This window comes from Paenibacillus sp. FSL R5-0341 (genome assembly GCF_037975235.1).
Taxonomy (GTDB): domain Bacteria; phylum Bacillota; class Bacilli; order Paenibacillales; family Paenibacillaceae; genus Paenibacillus; species Paenibacillus amylolyticus_A.
Window position 1 is genome coordinate 2,714,586 of record NZ_CP150241.1, and the last position, 20,770, is coordinate 2,735,355.

Consider the following 20,770-nt stretch of genomic DNA (forward strand, 5'->3'; position numbering starts at 1 on the left):
GGAGTTGGAGCCTATGAAAGTAAATCTAAAGCGGAATTGGCACACCAAGTTGATGTATTCCTATTTTCCTATTTTTCTGCTTACGATTTCCATTCTGATCTTTCTCTCCTTCCTGATTGTCAACGAACTCTCGCGTAATGAAACGCAAAAGGCCGACATGATCTCCACCCGCTATATCGTAGACACACTTGAGCGCTCACTAGGCGACATTGAACTTCGGTTGCTAGAAGACATTGGTGCGAACAAGACATACAGTCGTTTTCTGGAGGCTGGACAGGGACAATCATTGAGTCAGTTCATCTATGATGCGGCAAGCGGGCTGGGACGGATGCTGGATCAGCAGGATATGATTCAATCCATTTATCTCTATCGCATGTCGGATTCTCAGATCCTGACACCCAGAGGCATGATGCGCTTGGAAGATTTCCAAGATCGTGCCTATATTGAGCAAGCCTTGAAAGATCGGGAGAACCTCGGTTGGAACCTGCCGCGTCAATACAAGGAACGATCCTTCGACGTACCTTCACAAGTAATTAGCATGAATAAATGGCTTCCGCTACCTTGGGGCGGGGAAGGTCTGCTCGTCATTACGATCCGCATGTATGCAGTAGAACGGCAGATCGATAACATGACGAATGAAAAGTTGTCTGTTCTTCAGGTTCGGGACAAGAGCGACAATCTGATCTATACCGCGCATCAAATGGACCCTTCAGCCGGCGAAATCCTTAATCGTGTGTCTGCGGACAAGCTTGGTCTGGTCTTCGAGAGTGGCATTCAATCCGGACAGCTGTATTCATGGGTGTCGCTTGTCTCCTATGTATGGATCGGCATTGGTTTATTAACGATAGTTGGTGCAGTGGCGGGCCTGGTCTACATTACTCGCAGAAATACTCGGCCTATCCAGCTCATCATGAATCGAATTCAGGCGCTACAGCCACGTGCCGAGGAGGATGAAGTAGCTCCGTCCGTCAAGGATGAACTGGCTCTCATCGACCGTGCGCTGGAACATCTGATTGCTCAAACGGTTGACTATGAGAAACAGCATCATGAAAACTTGCTAATTCACCGTAGACAGTTGCTTGTTGATCTGATGGAAGGAGAGCGAATGGATTCGTTCCGTCAGCGACTTCGCCATCTGCAGCCACTAGAGGAACGATTTATGGAACCAAAGAGTGTTGCTGTCCTCATTGCGGAAATGAATGGCGACGATCTCTCAACCAATCAGAATATTTTGAAGATAGCACTCATGAACGTGGTGGAAGAACTTGCGCAGAACGAGACCCAGTTTGGTGGCTGGGCTGAATGGTTTGGGAACCGCAGGCTTATTGTGGTGATCGCATCGGATGAGAAGGAAGGACTGGATCGTGAATTGCTCATGGATCTGGCTAAACAGATGCATATGTGGATTGCGGAACACTTCCGACTCCGGTTTACCTTTGGCATTGGACGAACCGTATCGGGCTGGGAGGAGATCACGCGATCCTATGCGAGTGCAGATGCGGGTCTGCAGCATAGGCTTACCCTTGGTAAAGATGCGATTGTTCTCAGTGAACAGCTGCCGGATCGTATTGAGCTACAGTCGTACAAATACTTGCAGATGCTCGCTGACTTTGTCCGTGAATTCAGGCTTACGGGTGATGGCTGGCGGACACAGCTGGATCAGATGTTTGTTGCGTTCAGCGAAGATCAGATTACAGATAATGATATTCGTATGTTGCTGCAGGCATTAATTCAGATGTTGTCCCGTGAATTCGGGGAGCTGTCTGAGCGGTTGCAAAGCCAATTTGCTGAGGAAATCCTGACTCGCCTTCGCAGTGATATCCAGCAGGTGGAGACACTGGAGGGAATTCAAGAGATTTTGCAGGAATGGCTTAAAGAGGTCTATCGTAATTATGTGTCTGTGAATGAAACGAAAAGTCATCGAGCGATGATCAACGAGCTACGGATCTATATTGAAGAGCATTTTGATGATCCGGATCTGTCGCTGAAACATCTGAGTGATCGGTTCCAGATCTCGGGTAAATATGCGAGTTATTTGTTCAAGGAAGAGTTTGAGATGAAGTTTGTTGATTTTCTGGTGAAACTGAGGGTCGAGAAAGCCTGCCGTCTGTTGTCTGCATCCGAAATGGCTGTTCAGGATATTGCTCTGCAAGTGGGTTATGCCAATGCGATCTCCTTCGGTAGAGTATTTAAACGAATTATGGGCGTGACACCAGGGGACTACCGCAAGCAGAGTGGAAAACAAGGGGAACAATAACGATCGATATTGGACGTGTCAGAACATCCAAGCATCGTATGAAAAGCAATATCCATAGAGATATTTCATGAAATCTCTTGTATGAGGGGATAAGGTTCGTGCCTTATCGTCCTTTTACAGGAGATTTTTTCATGTTTAATACAACATCTTAGGCCCATTAAGCTGGTGCGTTAAGGAATTTTACGAATGACCTATACTAGCATTATGACAATCCATTAATTCATAGGGAAGGAGTTGAAGATGATGTATACATACGGACAGCAAGTGTGGGGATCGGTAGATATCAATAGGCGGGTTACCATCACAGCAAGCAACAACACATTCACATTTAATGTAGATGACCCGTCATATACGATAACGATACCTGATGGTACCTACATGACCACTCGCCAAAGGCATGAATCGGAACTTGTGCAGGCCATTTCGAAAGCGGGGTCAGCTCAGAACATTCCAGTACGATTTATTTTGGGCGGAATGCATTATGATGAGAAGTATAATGTATTGATTTTGGAACATACGGATACGAACAACGAACATGTTATCGATCAATTTGCGGGAAATGCCATCGATACGTTGTTTGGTCAAGTGAAGTTTAATCTTCCACCGAGGAATTAGTGAGTTGAAACGTTCTACAAGTGTTGCTAAACAAGGAGATCACATAAGATGTGGTCTCTTTTTCTTTTTTTTGAAGAGAGATTCAATGGAAAAAGGATTATTGCAAGATGGGTGATGCCAGATTGGGTATGAGAAATCAACATTAACGCAACATATTATGTTAATATAGTTAACATATAAGGCGTGAAAATTGTATATTGTCAGGAAATATGTTTATATATCGCGGTATTTAACTTAAAAAGCGTGAATTTTACATTTTGAAAATAGTTTATTGTCTAAATATCAGATCCTATGTAATTATTAGTGACATTCACAGGTGCAACAAAATGGGATGAACAAAGTGGAGTGGCAATCATGTGAATCCATTCAGAGAGTGTGCGAAAGGGGAAAGGTCAAATGAGATTATTTCAAAGACGTAAGGCAGGCAAGGCAAGTTCAATCCTCGCAGTGGTAACAGCATTCACTCTATTATTATCTGCATGTTCGTCAGGAAGCGAATCTACCTCTTCATCAGGAGAGTCGGGTTCGGGGGAAAAAACGACTTTGAAAGTGGAAATCTTCGACCGGGGAAACACACCGGCGGGCTACACCATTTCGGACAGTTATCTGACTCGCTTCATTCAAGAGAAGTTTGGCGATCCAAACAACATCGACGTTCAGTTTGTTCCGGTACCACGCTCGGAGGAAGTACAGAAGCTTAACGTTCTGATGGCGAGTGGCTCTGAAGTACCTGACATCGTCTTTACTTACGATTCGGGAACATTCAACCGTTATGCACAACAAGGTGGTTTGACGGAACTTACGGATCTGATCGATCAAACGGGTCCTAACCTGAAAAAAATGCTGGGAGATGAAACACTGGCCTACGGTCAATACGATGGACAACAGTTTGCGGTTCCGGGTAAACGTCTTGTACTTGGCAAATACGCATCCTATGTTCGTCAGGACTGGCTGGATGCACTCGGATTGCCTTCACCTGAGACAGCTGAGGAGCTGCATACAACACTGAAGGCTTTTAAGGAAAAAGATCCGGGTAAGGTCGGCACAGGACTTATCCCGATGGGGATGTCCATCGCCTCGGCTCAATATGAACCCCTGATCTGGTCATTCATTGAACCACTGACGGAAGAACAAAAATATACGTTAACACAACAACTGGGTTCCAATGACTATCCAACATTATTGCCTGGTTTCAAGGACGCTCTGAAATATATGAACACACTTTATAATGAAGGATTAATGAGCAAGGACTTTGGGCTCGACAAAGACAAGAAAAAGCTGTGGGAAGATGTATCTAACGGCAAAGTTGGATTCTACACCGAGGATGCAGGGGAGATTTACATCTCTGGTACGTACAAAAACCTGCAAACCAATCAACCTGGTGCAGTGATGACTCCGATTGATGCATTCAAAAACTCCGAAGGAAAATTCGCCAAACCGGCATATGCACCTAATGCGATGTATGTCATGATTCCGAAATCGAGTAAAAATGCGGAAGCAGCGATGAAGTATCTGGATTGGATGGCTTCGGGCAACAACCTGTTCGACCTGCAATTCGGTGTTGAAAATGAGAACTATGAGCTTGTGGATGGAGTTCCACTAATCAAAGATGATGCTTCTCCTGAAATCGCAGGTCGTATCTATAATTCCGGTGACATTGCCATTATCGTCAATGGTAAATACGTTGGGGATGACAAGAAAAATGAAGAAGCTTATGTCGTACAGGTAGAGTCGAAGTATCGGGATGATATGCGTAAATCGGTAGCGATCTCTAACACGGACACGATTCAACCGGTGCGCTTCTCCAAACCGATTGAGGCGGAAGCACGCTACGGTAACGGCTTGAAAGACAAATTTATGGAGTTCTTCGTGAAAACAACCATTTCCAAACCTGCTGATTTTGAAGCCACGTATGACAGCATGATGAAAGATTACATGGCGAGCGGTGGTCAAGCGATCCTGGATGAACGTACAGAAGCTTACAATGCGATGAAATAAGTAGAGTAGAGATCACATCTAATGCGTATGGCAACAAAGAACAGGGATTTCATCAAGGCGATGACACAATATCGTCTTGATGAACAAATCCTGAATGACATGGGGGGAAGGTTTATGAAAACAAGCATCTATTTCCGCAGAAACTGGCAACTATATGCGTTGCTCCTACTGCCCATGATCTACTTCATTATTTTCAAGTATGGGCCAATGTATGGTGTGCAGATTGCGTTCAAGGACTTTAACTTCTTTCAAGGTATCGCTGGTAGTGAGTGGATTGGCTTGGATGCGTTCAGAGAAGTCTTTCAAAATCAAGGATTCTACACGGCATTACGCAATACGTTAGTGCTTAACATGCTGGACTTACTGGTATCCTTCCCAGCGCCACTGATATTGGCTATTTTATTGTTCGAGCTGAAGAAGGCCTGGTTCAAAAAGTTGGCACAGACCTTACTGTACATTCCTCACTTTATTTCGTGGGTTATTATTGGAGGGATCGTACTTCAGGTATTCGGTACACAATCCGGTTTCATTAACAATATCTTAATGAGTATGGGATTCGATCCGTTACCATTCCTTTCAGACAAAAACTATTGGCTCTTCACGTATCTTGCAGTAGGCGTGTGGCAGAGTGCAGGCTGGGGTACGATACTGTATCTGGCATCCCTGACAGGGATTAACCGGGAACTGTACGAAGCGGCAGAAGTGGATGGAGCAAGTCGGCTACGCAGAATCTGGCACATCTCCTTACCAGGCATCAAAACGACGATTGTTACCTTATTGATCATCAATGTCGGCAACATGATCTCTATCGGCTTCGACCGACCATTTATTATCGGTAACGTGGCTGTACGTGAATACTCGGATGTGCTCAGCACATTTGTCTATCGTGTCGGTTTACAGTCTGGTCAGGTTACGCTCGCAACAGCTGTAGGTTTGTTCCAGGCTTTGGTTGGACTTGTCTTCATACTCGGAGCGAACTATACGTCCAAGAAATTAACCGATGAGAGCATTATGTAGTGGATTGAATCACATATGATCTGTAAGGAGTGAGTGGGATGTCTGAAAACACGGCGAATCGAATATTCAACACGGTAAACGTCATTCTTATTGTCATTACGATGGTGCTGTGTCTTGCACCATTCATTCATATTATTGCGATCTCGCTCAGTTCGAACCGGGCGATCGGTTCAGGAGAAGTTTCCTTTTTCCCAAAAGAGTTGTCCTTTGAGGCTTATACTAAAGTATTTGCAGATGGATCAATGATTCGTTCCCTCATCTATACGATTTGGCTCACCGTCCTGAGTACGGTGCTAAGCATGGCGATGACCATTGCGGCAGCTTATCCACTGGCGAAGAGTAATCTAAAAGGGCGCAAGTGGTTCATGCTTGTCATTGTGGTGACGATGTTCTTCAGTGGCGGCATTATTCCCGAGTATATTCTGATCAAAAATCTACATCTACTCGACAGCACATGGGGACTTATTTTGCCTGGATTGATTAGTCCGTTCTATATGATCATTCTCATTACCTTCTTCCGAGGCATTCCCGAAAGTCTGGAAGAAGCGGCGGGCATTGATGGAAGCAGCCACTTCGGAACACTTATGCGCATTATCTTGCCGCTATCCCTTCCGGTTATGGCGACACTGAGTTTGTTCTACGCGGTAGGACGATGGAATGGTTTCCAGGATGCACTGATGTATATTACCAAGCCTGAGCTATACCCTCTGCAATTGAAATTGTATCAGATGATTCAGCAAAACCAGATTACAGAACTGATGCAAAACGAAGGCATTGGTGCCGTTCAAGTCCTGCCTGAGAGTCTGAAAGCAGCCAGCGTTATATTCTCAACGTTACCGATCCTGCTTGTGTATCCGTGGTTGCAGCGGTACTTTATCAGTGGCGTAATGGTAGGTGCTGTAAAAGGTTAATAGAGGTTGTTCAAAAAGTTCACTTTTGATTACGAATGATGCCTAGTGGCATCATCAGCTTCTTGGTACTGAAAACTGATCTTTTTGAACACGCACCTATAGTCTCAGGAGGTCCATGACATGACACAACGAATGGTGGAGAAGATGTCAACAGAGCAGCAGTATCTAGTAAATCAGTCCATGACGATGATGGATAGCTTCTATGATAAGGAACTGGATCTGCTTCGGAGTTTTGAAGAGGAGGATTCATCGCAGCACAGCACACGGGCCAGTGCACATTATGCGCTCGGGTTGTTGATTCGAAATGAGCCTGGTGATGTGGAACGCGCGATACGAGTGTTCCACAAGGTGCTCGATGTTCAATATGACGCTCCAGATGAGATCTATCACGGAACCTTCGCGACCCGACCCAATGATGTGCATCCACCAGCGGGTCACTATGCTTGGAAATCTTTTGCGCCAGGCACGACCTATTTCCTGGAACGCACCTTTGAGAAGGTGTCTGCGCAGTTTATCCATAAACTACAGGAAGATGGATCTCTGCTCACAGAGGCGGCAGATTCCAAACAACTGAAACGCCTGTTTCATTCGGCAGTGAATCAGATTCTGCCACCGGTCTGGATCAGTTATGATCCCAACTGGCGCGAGTTTATCGCTTGTGTCTGTGTGGTCGTAACTGCCGAGTTTGCCGAACTTATGCCGGAGACACTCATGAAACGGATGGATCATGCGATGGAACTGGCTGTTCAAGGGTCAGTAGAACGAAGATTATCCGACGTAATTCCAATGAATACGAATATTGAGTTGATGCACATTTTCATCACCCACTACTATGGTCACCGCTTGAACCGGACAGAATGGATTCAGCATTCGGATGAACAGGCAGAAGGGTTGATGCAGGAGTTTGAACAATACGACAGTACATTCGCAGAATTCAATACGACAACCTATTATGGCGTCGATCTGTCCGTACTTGGCATGTATCGAAAGTATGGTCTCACCGAACGTTTGGTTGAAATTGGACACCGGATCGAACACGGGCTTTGGAATAACATTGCACTATATTACAATGCCAATCTGGAGAATCTATCCGGCCCGTTCTCTCGGGCTTACGATATAGAGATGCGAGAGCATAGTTCGATCGGTGTATTTATCTATCTCTTGCTTGGTGAAGGGTATGAATATCTGGCAGGAATCAACTGTGAGTCAGGCCATGATCCACTGATTGCGCTCCTTGGGGTGGATGTGCCTGCGGGGGCCGTGCCGTATTTCAAGGCTCATCAAGAAGATCGTCTTGTGCAAAAACAATTTATGGAGCTGTGTGAGCGCAATGATCCGGCCTCCAATCGGAATCTATGTACGGCCAAAGCCTGGATTGGTGAGGATCGGATGATTGGGGCCATGTCTGGAAGCGTGAATACCAACGGTCAGATGCATCCAGCTACGGTTCACTGGCAGACAGAGACGGGGGAGCGTTATTATCTTCGCTTGATCCGCCGTGAGGTAGGCGAGGGGTGGAACAGCCATCTACGCGGAGTAACGTTCGATGCGGACCTCACACCCGATTCGTTAACCATTGATGTGGAGCTGGATACGGCGGAAGAGATCGACGTTTATTTTGAAATCAGAGGGCCATCCCTTCGTCAGCAGGACATTACACCAGCGTTATGGCAATTCCCTGGACTTACGTGTACCGTGAAGGCTGAGGCGCCTGAACCATCCGTGTTAATGTACGTGAATCATGCGGAGATCATCTATCGTTATGTACCTGGAAAGACTGCGAACAAGATGAGATTTGAATTGACTCTCCGTGAAAACAACGGTATGAGGAATAAATAGGTAGATAAGATGAACTGAACATTTACACGAGAACGAAGAGTGCAGAACGGATCTGAAGAAGCGGAGCGTTCGCCTGAAAGCTTTCTGCAAGAAAGCTGCATCGGAAGCATAAGCTATCACCGGATTTTTCCCTTTGGAGAAGGGGATCAAAAAAATCTGGGGATACAGCGATCAGAAGATGGTACTGCAATTGGAGTGATCTAGTGTAAAGTTTATTGGTTCAACTTATATAGATAGAGATAAATGGAATATGAATGGGAGATAGAATGAGAGACAGGAGGACCAATCATGTATACAGACAAACAGGAATATTCGTTCTCAACATGTTGGAACATCAAACGTCATACGACCGGACAAGGCATGATTGAAGAGATCAAGTCTCTTGGATTCAAACAGGTGGAGCTGAACTATAACGTTACGGAAGAGTTGCTGAAGACGATAGAACCGATGATTGAACGGGGAGAGATCGGTATATCCAGTGTGCATAATACATTTCCGCATGTGGCTGATCCGGATTACGGGACGGATTCCGTCCTGCTCGGATTCGATGATGAGCCGCGCCGCAAACGGGCGATTGAACTGTTACTTCGCTCAGCCGAGTACGCACATCGTTATGGGGCCAAGGCTGTCGTTGTACATCCCGGTGAGGTTCCGTTTGAATACAACATAGATGAAGCGTTGAAAAAGATATACCACGATCAGGGGCCGGACTCACTGGCATATCAGTCTTTATGGCAAGAGATGCTGGAGAAGCGGGAAGATGGCAGTGCTCATTATCTGAGCCGGATTCAGGAAAGTCTGGAAGAGGTATGCGACTTGTCGGAGCAGCGGGGCTACGGAGTGAATTTCGGTATTGAGACTCGTTCACGCTGTTATCAGATGCCGACTTTGCACGAAGCGGGAACGATTATTGGACAAATGAAGGGCGCGCCGCTTGGTCTCTGGTACGATATTGGTCACGGCATGATGATGGATCGAATGGGCCTATATGACAATGTACGTGAAGCTAACGCGTTGATTGATCACGTGGTTGGTGTGCATATTCATGAAACCGTAGGATTGGCAGATCATTGGTGTCCATACATTCATAGTAAAGACATGACCTTTTTTGATTCGTTTTTGGATATTATCGACCGTTCTCCGGTGAAAGTATATGAGTTAAAAGCCGCGTGTACACCGGAAGAGATTGATGAAAGTCATGGATTGATTATGTCTCGCATTGCTGAACGTCAAGCGGCCCGTCAGCGCGGATAGGGATATTGGTAAATTTTCAGCTAAGTGCATGGATAGGTGAATGGTAGGGGGACGGAGGAATGTGAAGTATTCTTCTCGGCAGATGTCTGACATCCAATTGGAGTAGAAGGTATCGGCTATCCCATGTTGTGCGGGGATGTTTAATGGAAAAAGGGATCGGTTTCATCGGCCTGCAAGGCTTGGTGAGACGGATCCCTTTTTTGATTTTGTTAGATTTGTATATGTGATTGGTGTACAGCTTTCATTCAGATCACATTTTGGCGCACACTTGGCTTCATCGCGGGGCACTCTTTGGAAGCTAACGAACCTGACGCACCTTATTCCAAGCAAATGAGTCAGATTGAAATCGTAAGGAATCTGAGACACCTTATCTCTTCGTGTGTAGCGCATTTTTGCCTATTTTCAATTGTTAGATCCAGTTTAGCGTTACTGAGGTTCGTTAGAATTTTCGTGTTAGTCCAAACCAGGTAATAAGTTGCCAGAGATTCGTTAGAGTGTTAGAAATGAGTCAGAAGTTGACGAGAGAAGCGTTTAATCTATCTATCACCAAAGTAAGATTGAGCGTGTGATTCTTTTTTACTCGTACATCCGTCGTTCAAGTTCAGCATAGGCAATCGCAGGATCATCACTGGAATTATCAATATAAGCGACGGATGCAGCAGGGAGCGGCCAGGCTACTTCTTTACGGACGAGAGAAGCTATGAATGTATCCCAGTTTGCAAGTTTCCATTCATCCAATGGAGATTGTCTCGCTGTAATCCGCTTGTGATACAATGCTTCATTTTCTAAATAAATATAGGCCACACGCACATCCGTATCTTTCAGAGAACGTCCAATCCGTGCGAGTTCCTGCTCGATCCAGTCAGGGGTTCCGATTTCTTTTGTAAATGGCCCCACAACTATCGTATCGATACCCAACTGAACGTTATCCAGTGCGGCGTCCATCGTAATGCGGTACCCAAGATCACGGCACAACCTTTTGTATTCAGGCGAATCTCGGTCGGATGGGTCAAGTCCCTGAAGGGTCATGATTGCCTCAGCCGCAGGACGAAGCAGAATATCCATATCAAAGAAAGCAGCTTTATGTTTACGCGAAAGGGCTTTGGCAAGGGTGGTCTTGCCACTTCCGGCCCCGCCGAGAAAGAAAATCAATTTGCTCATGAATGTAATGCCTCCTTAGTATGGTGCAAGTGCGTGTAAGTGTAAGTTAATAGCATTTGTTTATTTTAGCACAATCCATATCATTCTCACTTCATCACCTGCGAAGGAAACCAGATATGACGCAGGTTCACCCAGCCCTGGCTGTTGAAAGATAGACCACGCACGGAAGGCAGATAAGCGGTTTCTACCGGTTTTTCGGATAAATGGAACAGTAAATTCTGGTCAACCAAAAATTGCTCAATTCGGTCTAATTCATAAGTTCGATCTGCAGAGATGGGAGAGGCGACGATGGTTTGCAAGATCTCATGGATCGTTATACGAGCAGAATCTTCCAAATGCTCAGACAACGTGGAGTAGAGATCATACCTGCGCAGTTCTTCGTCCCTGTCCCGAATGAGCGAGAAGAGAATCAGATCAGATTCCAGCCGGAGATTTCCTTTAAACTGCTCCATCGTAGCGGTTCGGACGGTACAAGAGAAACCGCACTGCTCCAGTATGGAAGCCAGATTTTTAGCATCCCTGCGATATTGTGGAATGGTCGCAATGTGCAATGAGATGGGACTAACCGAAGTGAGTTGTTTAGTAATGTCTCTAAATCCCTCCGGGTCAACCATCTCGGTACTCACCACACTAAAATCAGGCTCAACGACCTCAGAGTCATCTGCATGTCCGTCACCTCTATACATTCCAGCAAGGCATGACTTGATATGTGCTCTTACTTCCGGATCGTTTAACGATCCGGTTTTTTGTGTATTACACGTGAGTAATTTATGAACCATTACCCCTGCACTAATCTGTGTCCAGTCTGCACCGGCAGACGAAGACGGATTATGAACAAGATGAAAAAACGGAGTTTCGATATCTTGGCTATCGTCCATTTTTGCCGAGGCACTCCACGGAATTTGCAGGATATCTACCCGGTCCATATGTGCTCTACCCTGAAAATATGATGTGAAGGTTTCAAGTCTGCACAAGTGATCATCCCAGGCAGTGACCTTGAACGGCCCCGTCCCGACAGGTTTTTGCATCCCGTGCGCATCACCCGCATGCTGTATCTTTTGTTCGTTTTTTCCTGATGAGGGTACAATCGCCGCACGACTTGTTGTAAGAAAGGACAAAAACAATTCGTGAGGGTCTTTCAACTGGAAACACACGGTTAAGGGATCGATCGATTCAATAGATAGAATCTGTTTACTCACATCACGGTACAATGTCCGGCGATCTGAGGATTGCAGTCGTTCAAACGTATACACAATATCATGGGCCGTCAGCATCTGACCATCGTGAAAAGTAATGCCTTTTCGCAAATAAAAGATCCATGTCTTTCGGTCTGCACTAACATCCCAAGTATGTGCGAGACAGGAAAGAATCTCTCCCTGTTCACCCCGCTGAACCAACCCGTCAAAGACATGGCTAGTAACAAAGGATTCAGCTAATAGATTAATGTAAAGCGGATCAAGCGCATGAAGCTGTTGGCGCAGAGGCAGCCGAAGCGTATCAATCTGCTCATTATTGGTGCCGGCTTCCGTATGATGTCCTGAATATCCAAGCAACCACTGGTTTAGATAATCCTGCATGATTGTTGAACTGGAGAATGCGCTCACCTGCTCGGCAGCCTCCTGCAACTCTCGGCGATTCATGGCCTGCATCATATATTCTGCGGCGATTTGATCAGCCGGAACAAGCAAGGTCAGTGATGAACGCCGACCACGGCCACGCTGAGAAACCCAACGAATCCAGTCATTGGCTACCATCTTTTTGACAATCGTTAACGTATTGCGGTGCGTACAATTTAGCAACTCAGCGAGATCGGCGAGTGTAAGTTCATGTTCTGTATGGTGACCATAATGTCGATGTAACAGCAGATATTGCTGATGTAATTTCAAGTGTTGATTCCCTCCTGGAGGTGACCTCTGACGTATTTCTCTAAAATAAGAAGTTTTATTGATTTTAATTTCTATTTATATTCCTATTTTATCATCTAGAATATAGCATAGAAAGGTTAATGGAGGTTTTTCCCATGATTGATAAAATAATGGCTTCACCGCACCGCGCTTTAATCACGCTACTGTCTGCATGGATGCTGGCAATCATTCACCAGTATTTGTTCTATGGCAATGAGATTGGCGTATCGTATCCTATCTTTGTAATTCTCTTTTATGTGTTCATGTATCTGTTTGCACGGGATCGCATGAGGTCTTTCAAGTTCATTGATGCTTTTGTGGCGGCTGTAGTGCTGTTGTTGTCGCTAACGTTCCTGTTATACGACAATGAACTGCTGTATGTTCTTAATTTTCTGGTTGTACCCGGCGTAGTTATCTTACATATGACGTATCTGATGGGCAGAAAACAGAAGCAGTGGTGGGAGATCGGATTGATTGGTACGGCTATTGACCACTTGCTGCCTCAAGCCATACGTCATTGGGGGACTGTTGCTGCTATTGCTGTGAGAGCAGGCGGACGTGGCATGGGCAAATCACAGAAAACCGTTGTTTTCAAAGTGCTCATTGGTCTTGTCGCGTCTTTGCCGATCCTCATTGTTGTCGTTGCATTACTGTCTTCCGCTGACGGGGTCTTCGATCAATATCTAGCCGGTTTTCCGGAGTGGCTGAATCAGCTGGCTTTTACTCCAGGGATACCGAGAATCATCTGGATTGTCATCGCAGGTGTATTGCTATTCGGTTATGTATGGGGATTTGTACAACCGATGCAGTATGAGGCAGAGAAGAGAGCGAACGCACATTGGAAAAATGGAGCAGTATCCACGGTTGATAAGCGTGATCACACCTATATATTCTCTCCTGTGGGCCCGGCCACTGAAGGTCAGGTTACTAATAAGATTACACCCGAGCCCGAACGCCCTGCGGTTCAGCGGGAAACATTCAGATTGGACCCCATCATTGTGGGTACGATGCTGATTGTCATCAACGTTGTGTACGTTTTGTTCGTACTTGTACAGTTTTCGTATCTGTTTGGTGCGGGAGAGGGGCATCTTCCGGTAGATCTGTCTTATGCAGAGTATGCGAGAAGTGGATTCGCAGAGTTGATTCTCGTCACAGGTATTAATTTCTTTATTCTTATTGTTGCGTTGCAGTATACCCGTCCGAGTGGCAGAGCGGGTTCCATAGCGCATCAGGTACTCCTTCTGATTCTGGTCAGTTGTTCAGCAATCATGCTGTATTCCGCGTTTATGCGCCTTAATCTCTATGAGCAGGCTTATGGATATACGTACATTCGCTTCCTGGTGCACGCATTCATGATCTTCTTGGCACTTCTGTTGCTGATTGCCGGTCTTCGTATACGCTACACGTCAATACCGCTGATCCGCTGGTATATTGTGCTTGCGCTCACTGCATATGTTGCTGTCAATTATGTGGGCATGGATAAACAGATTGCCGAGCTGAATATTGAACGTTATCATCAGACTGGCAATATTGATGCAACCTACCTGGCAAGTTTGTCGGCAGATGCGGTTCCGTTACTTCGAGCGTTTGCTCTGGAGGAGTATCCGGATCTCAAAAGGGAAATGCTGGAACGACAAGCCTACCTGGAGATGGATAGATCAGATCGTTCCTGGCCTTCTTATAACGTTGCAAGACACAGAGCTGAGCTAGAAATGTCCAAATTGAGAACGGAATAGTTGAATAATAGCTGTTTTCATGGACGGATTTATGCAAAAACAATATGTAAGTGTTATAATATAAAAATGAACCTATAAAGGGGGTGAATCCCTTGTTTGAACTGCAGGAGTTATTACCATATTTATTCTCGATTGGACTCATCTTCACCGTCAGTTATGCCTATATTGCCCATCTTCACTGTGGCATGACAGAGTACTGGATGGAAGGTGGCGTCGGTGGTGGACTTGAGCCTGTACTTCCCGCCCTGTGTTTGGACAGACAACACAGACAGGAAGACTGGGGCCGCATGATTAGACGAAGAGAAGCGCCCGATGAAGATGAACCAGATTGTCATTCCTCGTTGAACGATTGGTCAACAAATCAACGAGGAGGATTTATATGGAACATAAGACCAACAAGGGATTCACTTTTACATCGGGCAAGGGACGGATCTATGGCCTGATTGCCATTTTGTTTGCAGTCATGCTGCTTGCCGGATGCAGTAACAACGTGTCGGAGATTACTTCATCGACACCGGGATTTTTTAATCACTACATTGTATTTCCACTGTCGTACCTGATTCAGCACATTGCCACCATATTTAGTGGAAGCTACGGGATCGCGATCATTGTAATTACGCTTGTCATTCGTCTGGCACTGTTGCCATTGATGATGCGTCAAGCCAAGTCCCAGCAGGGAACACGAGTCATTATGAACGCCATGAAGCCCGAGATGGATGCGCTCAAGAAAAAATATGAAGGCAAAAATGATCCTGCTGATAAGCAAAAGCTGTCTCAGGAAACGATGGAGCTATACAAGAAACATAAGTTCAATCCGTTGAACATTGGTTGCTTGCCGATGCTCATTCAGTTGCCTATCCTGTCCGGTATTTACACAGCCATCCGACTTACACCGGAGTTGTCCTCCCATTCGTTCCTGTGGTTCAAACTGGGAGCACCGGACTACGTGCTCGCTGTGGTGGTTGCGGTCATTTATCTGATTCAAGCGAAGGTATCACAAGCCAACATGGCGCCTGAGCAGCGAAAACAGTTCGCCATTATGGGATATCTCTCCCCATTGATGATGGCATTCTTTTCTCTAACAGCCCCGGCAGCCATGCCGCTTTACTGGACGGTTGGGGGTTCGTTCCTGGTACTACAGACGTTATTGTTCCGAAAAATGTACCCGGTAGAACACCCGCAGGAGCCTGTGATTGTGGAAGTGAGTAAGAAAAAGAATAAAAAATCAAGTTCCTCCAAACCTTCTCGGAAACCTGCAAAGTCTTAATCAAGTCGTTCGCAGGTGACAAGGGAAACATGGTGGCTACGGAAACTTGTTGAACACGAAAAACATAATGAAGAAGCCTGATCCATATGGATCAGGCTTCTTTTTGTGTTGAGAGCAGACATTCCTGTGCCGAAAGAGGGCAGAAACATCTATGATATCGAAGTCATGCATTTAAATAAGCACACCCTCTGGATCATTTGAAAGATATCTTAACAAATTGAATGATTTTGCAATGGACGAAGCTTGTGAAATCCTGCAATGATATAGAAAATAACGACACATCAATCAAACGAAGTGAATGTCACACAAGTCTACAACATGAAGGAGGAGTGTACATGGCATCTCGGCAAAAGCGCGGTTTGGTAAGCCAAGCCAAGTGTGTTGTAATGTGTATTCTAATTGTTAGTTTGGTTGCAGTGGCTTATCCGGTATCAGGTGAAGCGTCTGTGAACGAGAATACGTCAGCAGCATATCTGCCAACGATTTATGAGGAAATTGATGCAAGCGGTTTCAAACATCCGGGAATCGGGCTCACCAAGGACATTCTTGAGAATATGCGCACACAGGTGCTGGCAAAGCAAGAGCCTTGGTATAGTTATTTTAATCGAATGACAGATTCCCCAACCGCATCCAAGAACGTTACGTCCAGCAATCAGAGCAGTGCAGATCCGACAAAACCTGGCAGCTTAGATTTTAACAGTCAATCCTTCAACTCCAAATTTATTGCGGACAGCTTAAAGGCCTACACACAAGCCATCATGTATTATGTAACCGGGGAAGAGGTGTACAGGGCTAACGCGATGGGCATCATTCGAATCTGGTCTCAGATGGACCCTGCCAAATACACCTATTTCATTGATTCACACATTCACACTGGAATTCCATTGAATCGCATGGTGACAGCAGCAGAGATTTTAAGATATACGAGCAGCACAAGACAAGACCTGGAGTGGACAGACCAGGACACAACCAATTTTAGCAATAATCTCATCTATCCGGTCATAGATACTTTCCAGCATGATAACGGGTATTTTATGAACCAGCATCTGTATCCGCTCCTTGGAGCGATGTCAGGATATATATTTACAGGAAACCGTGATCGTTACAATGAGGGTGTAGAGTGGTTTACCGTGAATGAGTCTGCTGTGGATCAAGGGCAAAATGGTTCGATCAAGCAGTTGTTTCGATGGGTGGACACTAATATTGTGACAGGTGAAGCCGTGGTTCCACCGAGAGTGCAGCATGTAGAGATGGGCAGGGATCAGGCCCATGGCGCTGGGGATCTCACCAATGTGGAGATCTTGGCCCGCCTGTTGGAAGCACAGGAAACCAAGGTCGATCCAGTCGCAGGAACGGTGTCCACTGCGGACAATGCAATTAATGCCTACGAATATCTGGATCAAAGGATATTGAAAGCGGCCGATTATTTTGCACAGTTCATGCTGGGCCATGATACGCCATGGACACCGGTAGCGGCTCATACGGATGCCGATGGCAATCCGACCATTATCTATAAAGAGCTGGCTGAAGGATACAGAGGACGTATTGGCGGCAACGTGTATGGTCTCTACTATTATTACAAATATACGGCAGGTCTAAATATGGAAGAGGAAGCTCCATATTATGTCGATATGTTTAAGAAGCGACTGCCTTTCTATTGGGAATCTCCGGATGGAGGCGCCGATTATTGGATGTTTATCCCCGAAGAAGCAGCAACTGAGGGAGCAACAACACTTCCAAAAGTATCGACGAATGCAGATTGGAATGAAATTGAACACCGGGCTACCAGTCTGGATTCACATTCCGAGATAAAACAAGAGGGTGAAACTTCCTTTGTAGAGATTACAGCCACGGAAGAGGGGAGTCGAATCGCCATCGTCAGCACCAGCACTCCCGTTAAAACCATAGGGCTGCGAATACGGACGAATGGTACAGCCAAGCTTGTGATCAATGGATGGCAGGATGCTCCTTTAATTTTACCGGATACCAAGGGGCAGTGGAAATATGTATCCTATACAATGCCCAACCTTCGCGGCCTAAGTGATTTGACGTATTTCAAAGTTCAGGGAGCTGGTACTGTGGTGGATATGGATCACATCCATCTAAAAGCCAGTGAACAGCTGACGCCACCTGTCTTTAACGAGAGCGGAACCTCTCTTCTTTTGTATACGTATGTCGGGTCAAATGCAGCATTGCAGTACGATTTTACTGTCACGGATGCAGGCGCAGGCGACAACGTTACCTACCAGATCGATCATAAGCCTGAGGGGGCTGTGTTTGACGAAAGTACAGGTGCTTTTTTGTGGAAGCCGGAGCAGGTCGGCACCTATTCCATAGTGGTAGGAGCGACGGATGGGACCACCATCACTGCCAAACAAGTCAAGATAATCGTGAGCGCTGACCGTGCGTCTGCCGTTGCCGCAGTGATTGCTGCCTATAAGCCGGAAACCCGCTATGTATCGGGGAGTTTAACACACTACAACAGCATTTATGCTGATGTCATGGACGTAATAACAACGGTTTCAGATGACGAGTTTTTGCAAAAGCTGGTGGAGTTGAGGACTGCGGTAGTAGGTCTACAAGAATTAACACCGCAGCTTCAGGATGGAAGTATGGACTATTCCCATATGCTGACTGCCGCAACCTTCTTCAATGAAACGCTAAATTTATTGGATAATTACGCCGGAAGTTTTGCATTTTACGGTAACGCCGTCAATTTGACACACACCATGGATTTTGGACCGGATTATAAAGTCACTGCGGATGCTTTCTCCCTGCAGGTAAGAGCAAGTTTTCCCGAGCGGATCGGCGGTACTGCGATTTTTGGTTCTAATGATAATGAAACATGGACTCGTCTAACGCCAGGGTTGACCGTCGTATCTGAAGATATGCAGACACTTGAAGTCAGCGAAGGTCGTAGGAATACTGCCTTCCGGTTCTTCAAGATTCAGATGATTGAGCCATCCAGTACGATGCTGGAGTTGTCCGAATTCAGAATACTTGGAGAACGCCATGAAACGAATAACAAGATTCAATCGCTCACAATAAGCTCCCCCCAGAGCGTACAGAACCGCGTTGATGCAGGCAATACGGTTGTGTTGACCTTTGAATCCAGTGAGCCGATTCATGATGTGCAGGCAGTGATTCAAGGTCAGGAGGCAACGGTGCATTCCACAGATCAGCTGAACTGGACGGCATCTGCGGTCATCGACAATCTTGCGCCTACAGGTCCTATTCGGTTTGCCATCGATTATAAGACGGCTAATGGACTGTCCGCAGGTCCTGCCATCTTCACGACGGATCGATCTTCGCTGTATTTGGTGAACCAATCCAAGCTCCTCGATGTATCCAGGCTGGCCACCGTAACTGCTTCAGATAAGCAGTATGGTACAGGCGGACTGAGCAAGGAACAGGTAGGCTATCTATTGTTCGATGGAAATACGGGGACTTTCGGTGATCTGGCAACTGGTGCCGGGGCCTACTATACGTTGGACTTTGGACCAGATGTATCCGTAACGTTGAGCGATATCATGCTGATGCCCAGAGCCTCCTATCCAGCAAGAATGAACGGAGTGGTCCTGCAAGGTTCGAATGACAATAACAGCTGGACAAACATGATTGCAGCCGTCACAGGAACAACAGAAGGCAAGTGGACTTACATTGGCGGGGATAAAATAATCGATCATGATGCTTACCGATACCTGAGAATTTACAACAGCACTGCATGGAACGGGAATGTGGCAGAAGTGGAATTGTACGGACAATATGATATTCGCAGCATCGATTCCAAGGTAGTCAGCCCTGATGGATATACGAAAGGAAGCTATTACCAATACATGCAAGAGGTTGAGCGGATTCGAGAACTCTTCAACAATCCTGTATCTGATCGGCCTGCTTTGCTGGAGGAGTTGCACCAAGCTCAAGAGCAGCTGGTTTCTCTTGCTTCCCTGCCTGCTCAGAAGATTACCGTAACGCCTTCCATGGTGGCGGCCTCCACGCCAGTCTATCAGAACAAGGGGACCAAAGAGCAGAATGGTTGGCGTGCCGTGGACAGTAATGTGGATACGTTTACCGATACAATGGATGCTGTAGCATGGATTGATATTGATTTGGGAGAAAATCAGGCCGAGTCATTGTCGAGCTTCAAGTTTTATCCGAGAAATGGTAAAGCTTCAGAAATTACACGTGTTAACGGAGCTATTCTACAGGGATCTAACGACGGCACGCATTACTCCGATTTGTATACCATCAGCGGGATCAGCAGCGTCCAATGGCATACGGCTTCGATAACCAACGATACAGCGTTCCGTTATCTGAGGTACTATTCACCAGGCGGTTATGCCAACGTGGCGGAACTGGAATTGTACAGCAAGCCCACAGACCTGACGTTGCTAGTCATGCTACTGGAGCAAGCAGACACCTTACAGGAAGAAATCTATGAAGAGGTTGGTTTTACCGCCATGTTGGCGGCCAAATCACTGGCCACGGAAATAGCGGAAGATGCTGACAGCACCCAAACACAGATTGATTCCGCAGCTAACGAGCTGCTACAGGCGATACAGGCACTGGTTATCCAGACGGAACCGAACGAAGAAGGATGAAAGAAGTTGCTGAGCTCGAACCATCCTAATAAATCATTTTGATATACTGCTTGCCTGCAAAAAAAGCACGTGTTCAATGTAAATGTCCCGAAGCGCCTCAATAAGGAGGCTTTGGGGCATTTTTTTGCATTGTTTTGTACCAGATAAGTGCAGGTCCGCACTGGGTTGAAAGAAATTAGAATGAAGTGAAAGATTTTATACTGGATTTTA

Annotated in this window: 13 protein-coding genes; 11 read left to right on the forward strand and 2 right to left on the reverse strand. The window is 46.0% G+C overall.

What is annotated here, in order from left to right; translation table 11 throughout:
* The first annotated feature begins 13 nt into the window (after window positions 1-13).
* The 7 genes from MKX75_RS12410 to MKX75_RS12440 all read left to right on the forward strand — a co-directional run bounded on the left by MKX75_RS12410 (window position 14) and on the right by MKX75_RS12440 (window position 9,891).
* Window positions 14-2,257, forward strand: coding sequence for a helix-turn-helix domain-containing protein (locus tag MKX75_RS12410; protein ID WP_339169789.1), 2,244 nt, complete (start codon window positions 14-16; stop codon window positions 2,255-2,257).
* Between the two features lie 240 nt (window positions 2,258-2,497).
* Window positions 2,498-2,872, forward strand: a complete 375-nt coding sequence (locus tag MKX75_RS12415; protein ID WP_339169790.1) for a hypothetical protein — start codon at window positions 2,498-2,500, stop codon at window positions 2,870-2,872.
* A 396-nt stretch (window positions 2,873-3,268) separates the two neighbouring features.
* Window positions 3,269-4,870 (forward strand): extracellular solute-binding protein, encoded by a 1,602-nt coding sequence (locus MKX75_RS12420; protein WP_339169792.1) that lies wholly within the window; start codon window positions 3,269-3,271, stop codon window positions 4,868-4,870.
* Window positions 4,871-4,984: 114 nt separating this feature from the next.
* Window positions 4,985-5,887: an ABC transporter permease subunit gene (locus MKX75_RS12425; protein ID WP_017688833.1), complete on the forward strand. Its 903-nt coding sequence runs from the start codon at window positions 4,985-4,987 to the stop codon at window positions 5,885-5,887.
* Between the two features lie 38 nt (window positions 5,888-5,925).
* Window positions 5,926-6,798 carry a carbohydrate ABC transporter permease gene (locus MKX75_RS12430; RefSeq protein ID WP_339169794.1) on the forward strand — a complete coding sequence of 291 codons (873 nt, stop codon included), beginning with the start codon at window positions 5,926-5,928 and terminating at the stop codon, window positions 6,796-6,798.
* A gap of 120 nt (window positions 6,799-6,918) precedes the next feature.
* On the forward strand, window positions 6,919-8,637 hold the full coding sequence (locus MKX75_RS12435) for a hypothetical protein (RefSeq protein ID WP_339169796.1): 1,719 nt from the start codon (window positions 6,919-6,921) through the stop codon (window positions 8,635-8,637).
* A gap of 288 nt (window positions 8,638-8,925) precedes the next feature.
* Window positions 8,926-9,891 carry a TIM barrel protein gene (locus tag MKX75_RS12440; protein ID WP_339169797.1) on the forward strand — a complete coding sequence of 322 codons (966 nt, stop codon included), beginning with the start codon at window positions 8,926-8,928 and terminating at the stop codon, window positions 9,889-9,891.
* A 576-nt stretch (window positions 9,892-10,467) separates the two neighbouring features.
* Here MKX75_RS12440 and MKX75_RS12445 read toward each other — a convergent pair.
* Window positions 10,468-11,052, reverse strand: coding sequence for an AAA family ATPase (locus MKX75_RS12445; protein WP_339169798.1), 585 nt, complete (start codon window positions 11,050-11,052; stop codon window positions 10,468-10,470).
* A gap of 86 nt (window positions 11,053-11,138) precedes the next feature.
* Complete coding sequence (locus MKX75_RS12450) at window positions 11,139-12,938, reverse strand: ABC transporter substrate-binding protein (protein ID WP_339169799.1); 1,800 nt, start codon at window positions 12,936-12,938, stop codon at window positions 11,139-11,141.
* Window positions 12,939-13,072: 134 nt separating this feature from the next.
* Here MKX75_RS12450 and MKX75_RS12455 point away from each other — a divergent pair, with 134 nt between their 5' ends.
* From MKX75_RS12455 to MKX75_RS12470, 4 genes are all read left to right on the forward strand, one after another.
* Window positions 13,073-14,692, forward strand: coding sequence for a DUF4173 domain-containing protein (locus tag MKX75_RS12455; protein WP_339169800.1), 1,620 nt, complete (start codon window positions 13,073-13,075; stop codon window positions 14,690-14,692).
* Between the two features lie 92 nt (window positions 14,693-14,784).
* A complete protein-coding gene (locus tag MKX75_RS12460; RefSeq protein WP_186333588.1) occupies window positions 14,785-15,135 on the forward strand; it encodes a hypothetical protein in 351 nt (116 codons plus the stop codon).
* Window positions 15,072-15,959: a membrane protein insertase YidC gene (gene yidC, locus MKX75_RS12465; RefSeq protein WP_339169801.1), complete on the forward strand. Its 888-nt coding sequence runs from the start codon at window positions 15,072-15,074 to the stop codon at window positions 15,957-15,959. The genes MKX75_RS12460 and yidC overlap by 64 nt, the downstream gene beginning before the upstream one ends.
* A gap of 335 nt (window positions 15,960-16,294) precedes the next feature.
* Window positions 16,295-20,560, forward strand: coding sequence for a discoidin domain-containing protein (locus tag MKX75_RS12470; RefSeq protein WP_339169802.1), 4,266 nt, complete (start codon window positions 16,295-16,297; stop codon window positions 20,558-20,560).
* Window positions 20,561-20,770 lie beyond the last annotated feature (210 nt).

Coding starts and splice junctions, on each gene's coding strand:
- MKX75_RS12445 (WP_339169798.1), bottom strand. CDS start 11,052: ATGAGCAAATTGATTTTCTTTCTCGGCGGGGCCGGAAGTGGCAAGACC.
- MKX75_RS12415 (WP_339169790.1), top strand. CDS start 2,498: ATGATGTATACATACGGACAGCAAGTGTGGGGATCGGTAGATATCAAT.
- MKX75_RS12455 (WP_339169800.1), top strand. CDS start 13,073: ATGATTGATAAAATAATGGCTTCACCGCACCGCGCTTTAATCACGCTA.
- yidC (WP_339169801.1), top strand. CDS start 15,072: ATGGAACATAAGACCAACAAGGGATTCACTTTTACATCGGGCAAGGGA.
- MKX75_RS12425 (WP_017688833.1), top strand. CDS start 4,985: ATGAAAACAAGCATCTATTTCCGCAGAAACTGGCAACTATATGCGTTG.
- MKX75_RS12470 (WP_339169802.1), top strand. CDS start 16,295: ATGGCATCTCGGCAAAAGCGCGGTTTGGTAAGCCAAGCCAAGTGTGTT.
- MKX75_RS12420 (WP_339169792.1), top strand. CDS start 3,269: ATGAGATTATTTCAAAGACGTAAGGCAGGCAAGGCAAGTTCAATCCTC.
- MKX75_RS12430 (WP_339169794.1), top strand. CDS start 5,926: ATGTCTGAAAACACGGCGAATCGAATATTCAACACGGTAAACGTCATT.
- MKX75_RS12440 (WP_339169797.1), top strand. CDS start 8,926: ATGTATACAGACAAACAGGAATATTCGTTCTCAACATGTTGGAACATC.
- MKX75_RS12435 (WP_339169796.1), top strand. CDS start 6,919: ATGACACAACGAATGGTGGAGAAGATGTCAACAGAGCAGCAGTATCTA.
- MKX75_RS12410 (WP_339169789.1), top strand. CDS start 14: ATGAAAGTAAATCTAAAGCGGAATTGGCACACCAAGTTGATGTATTCC.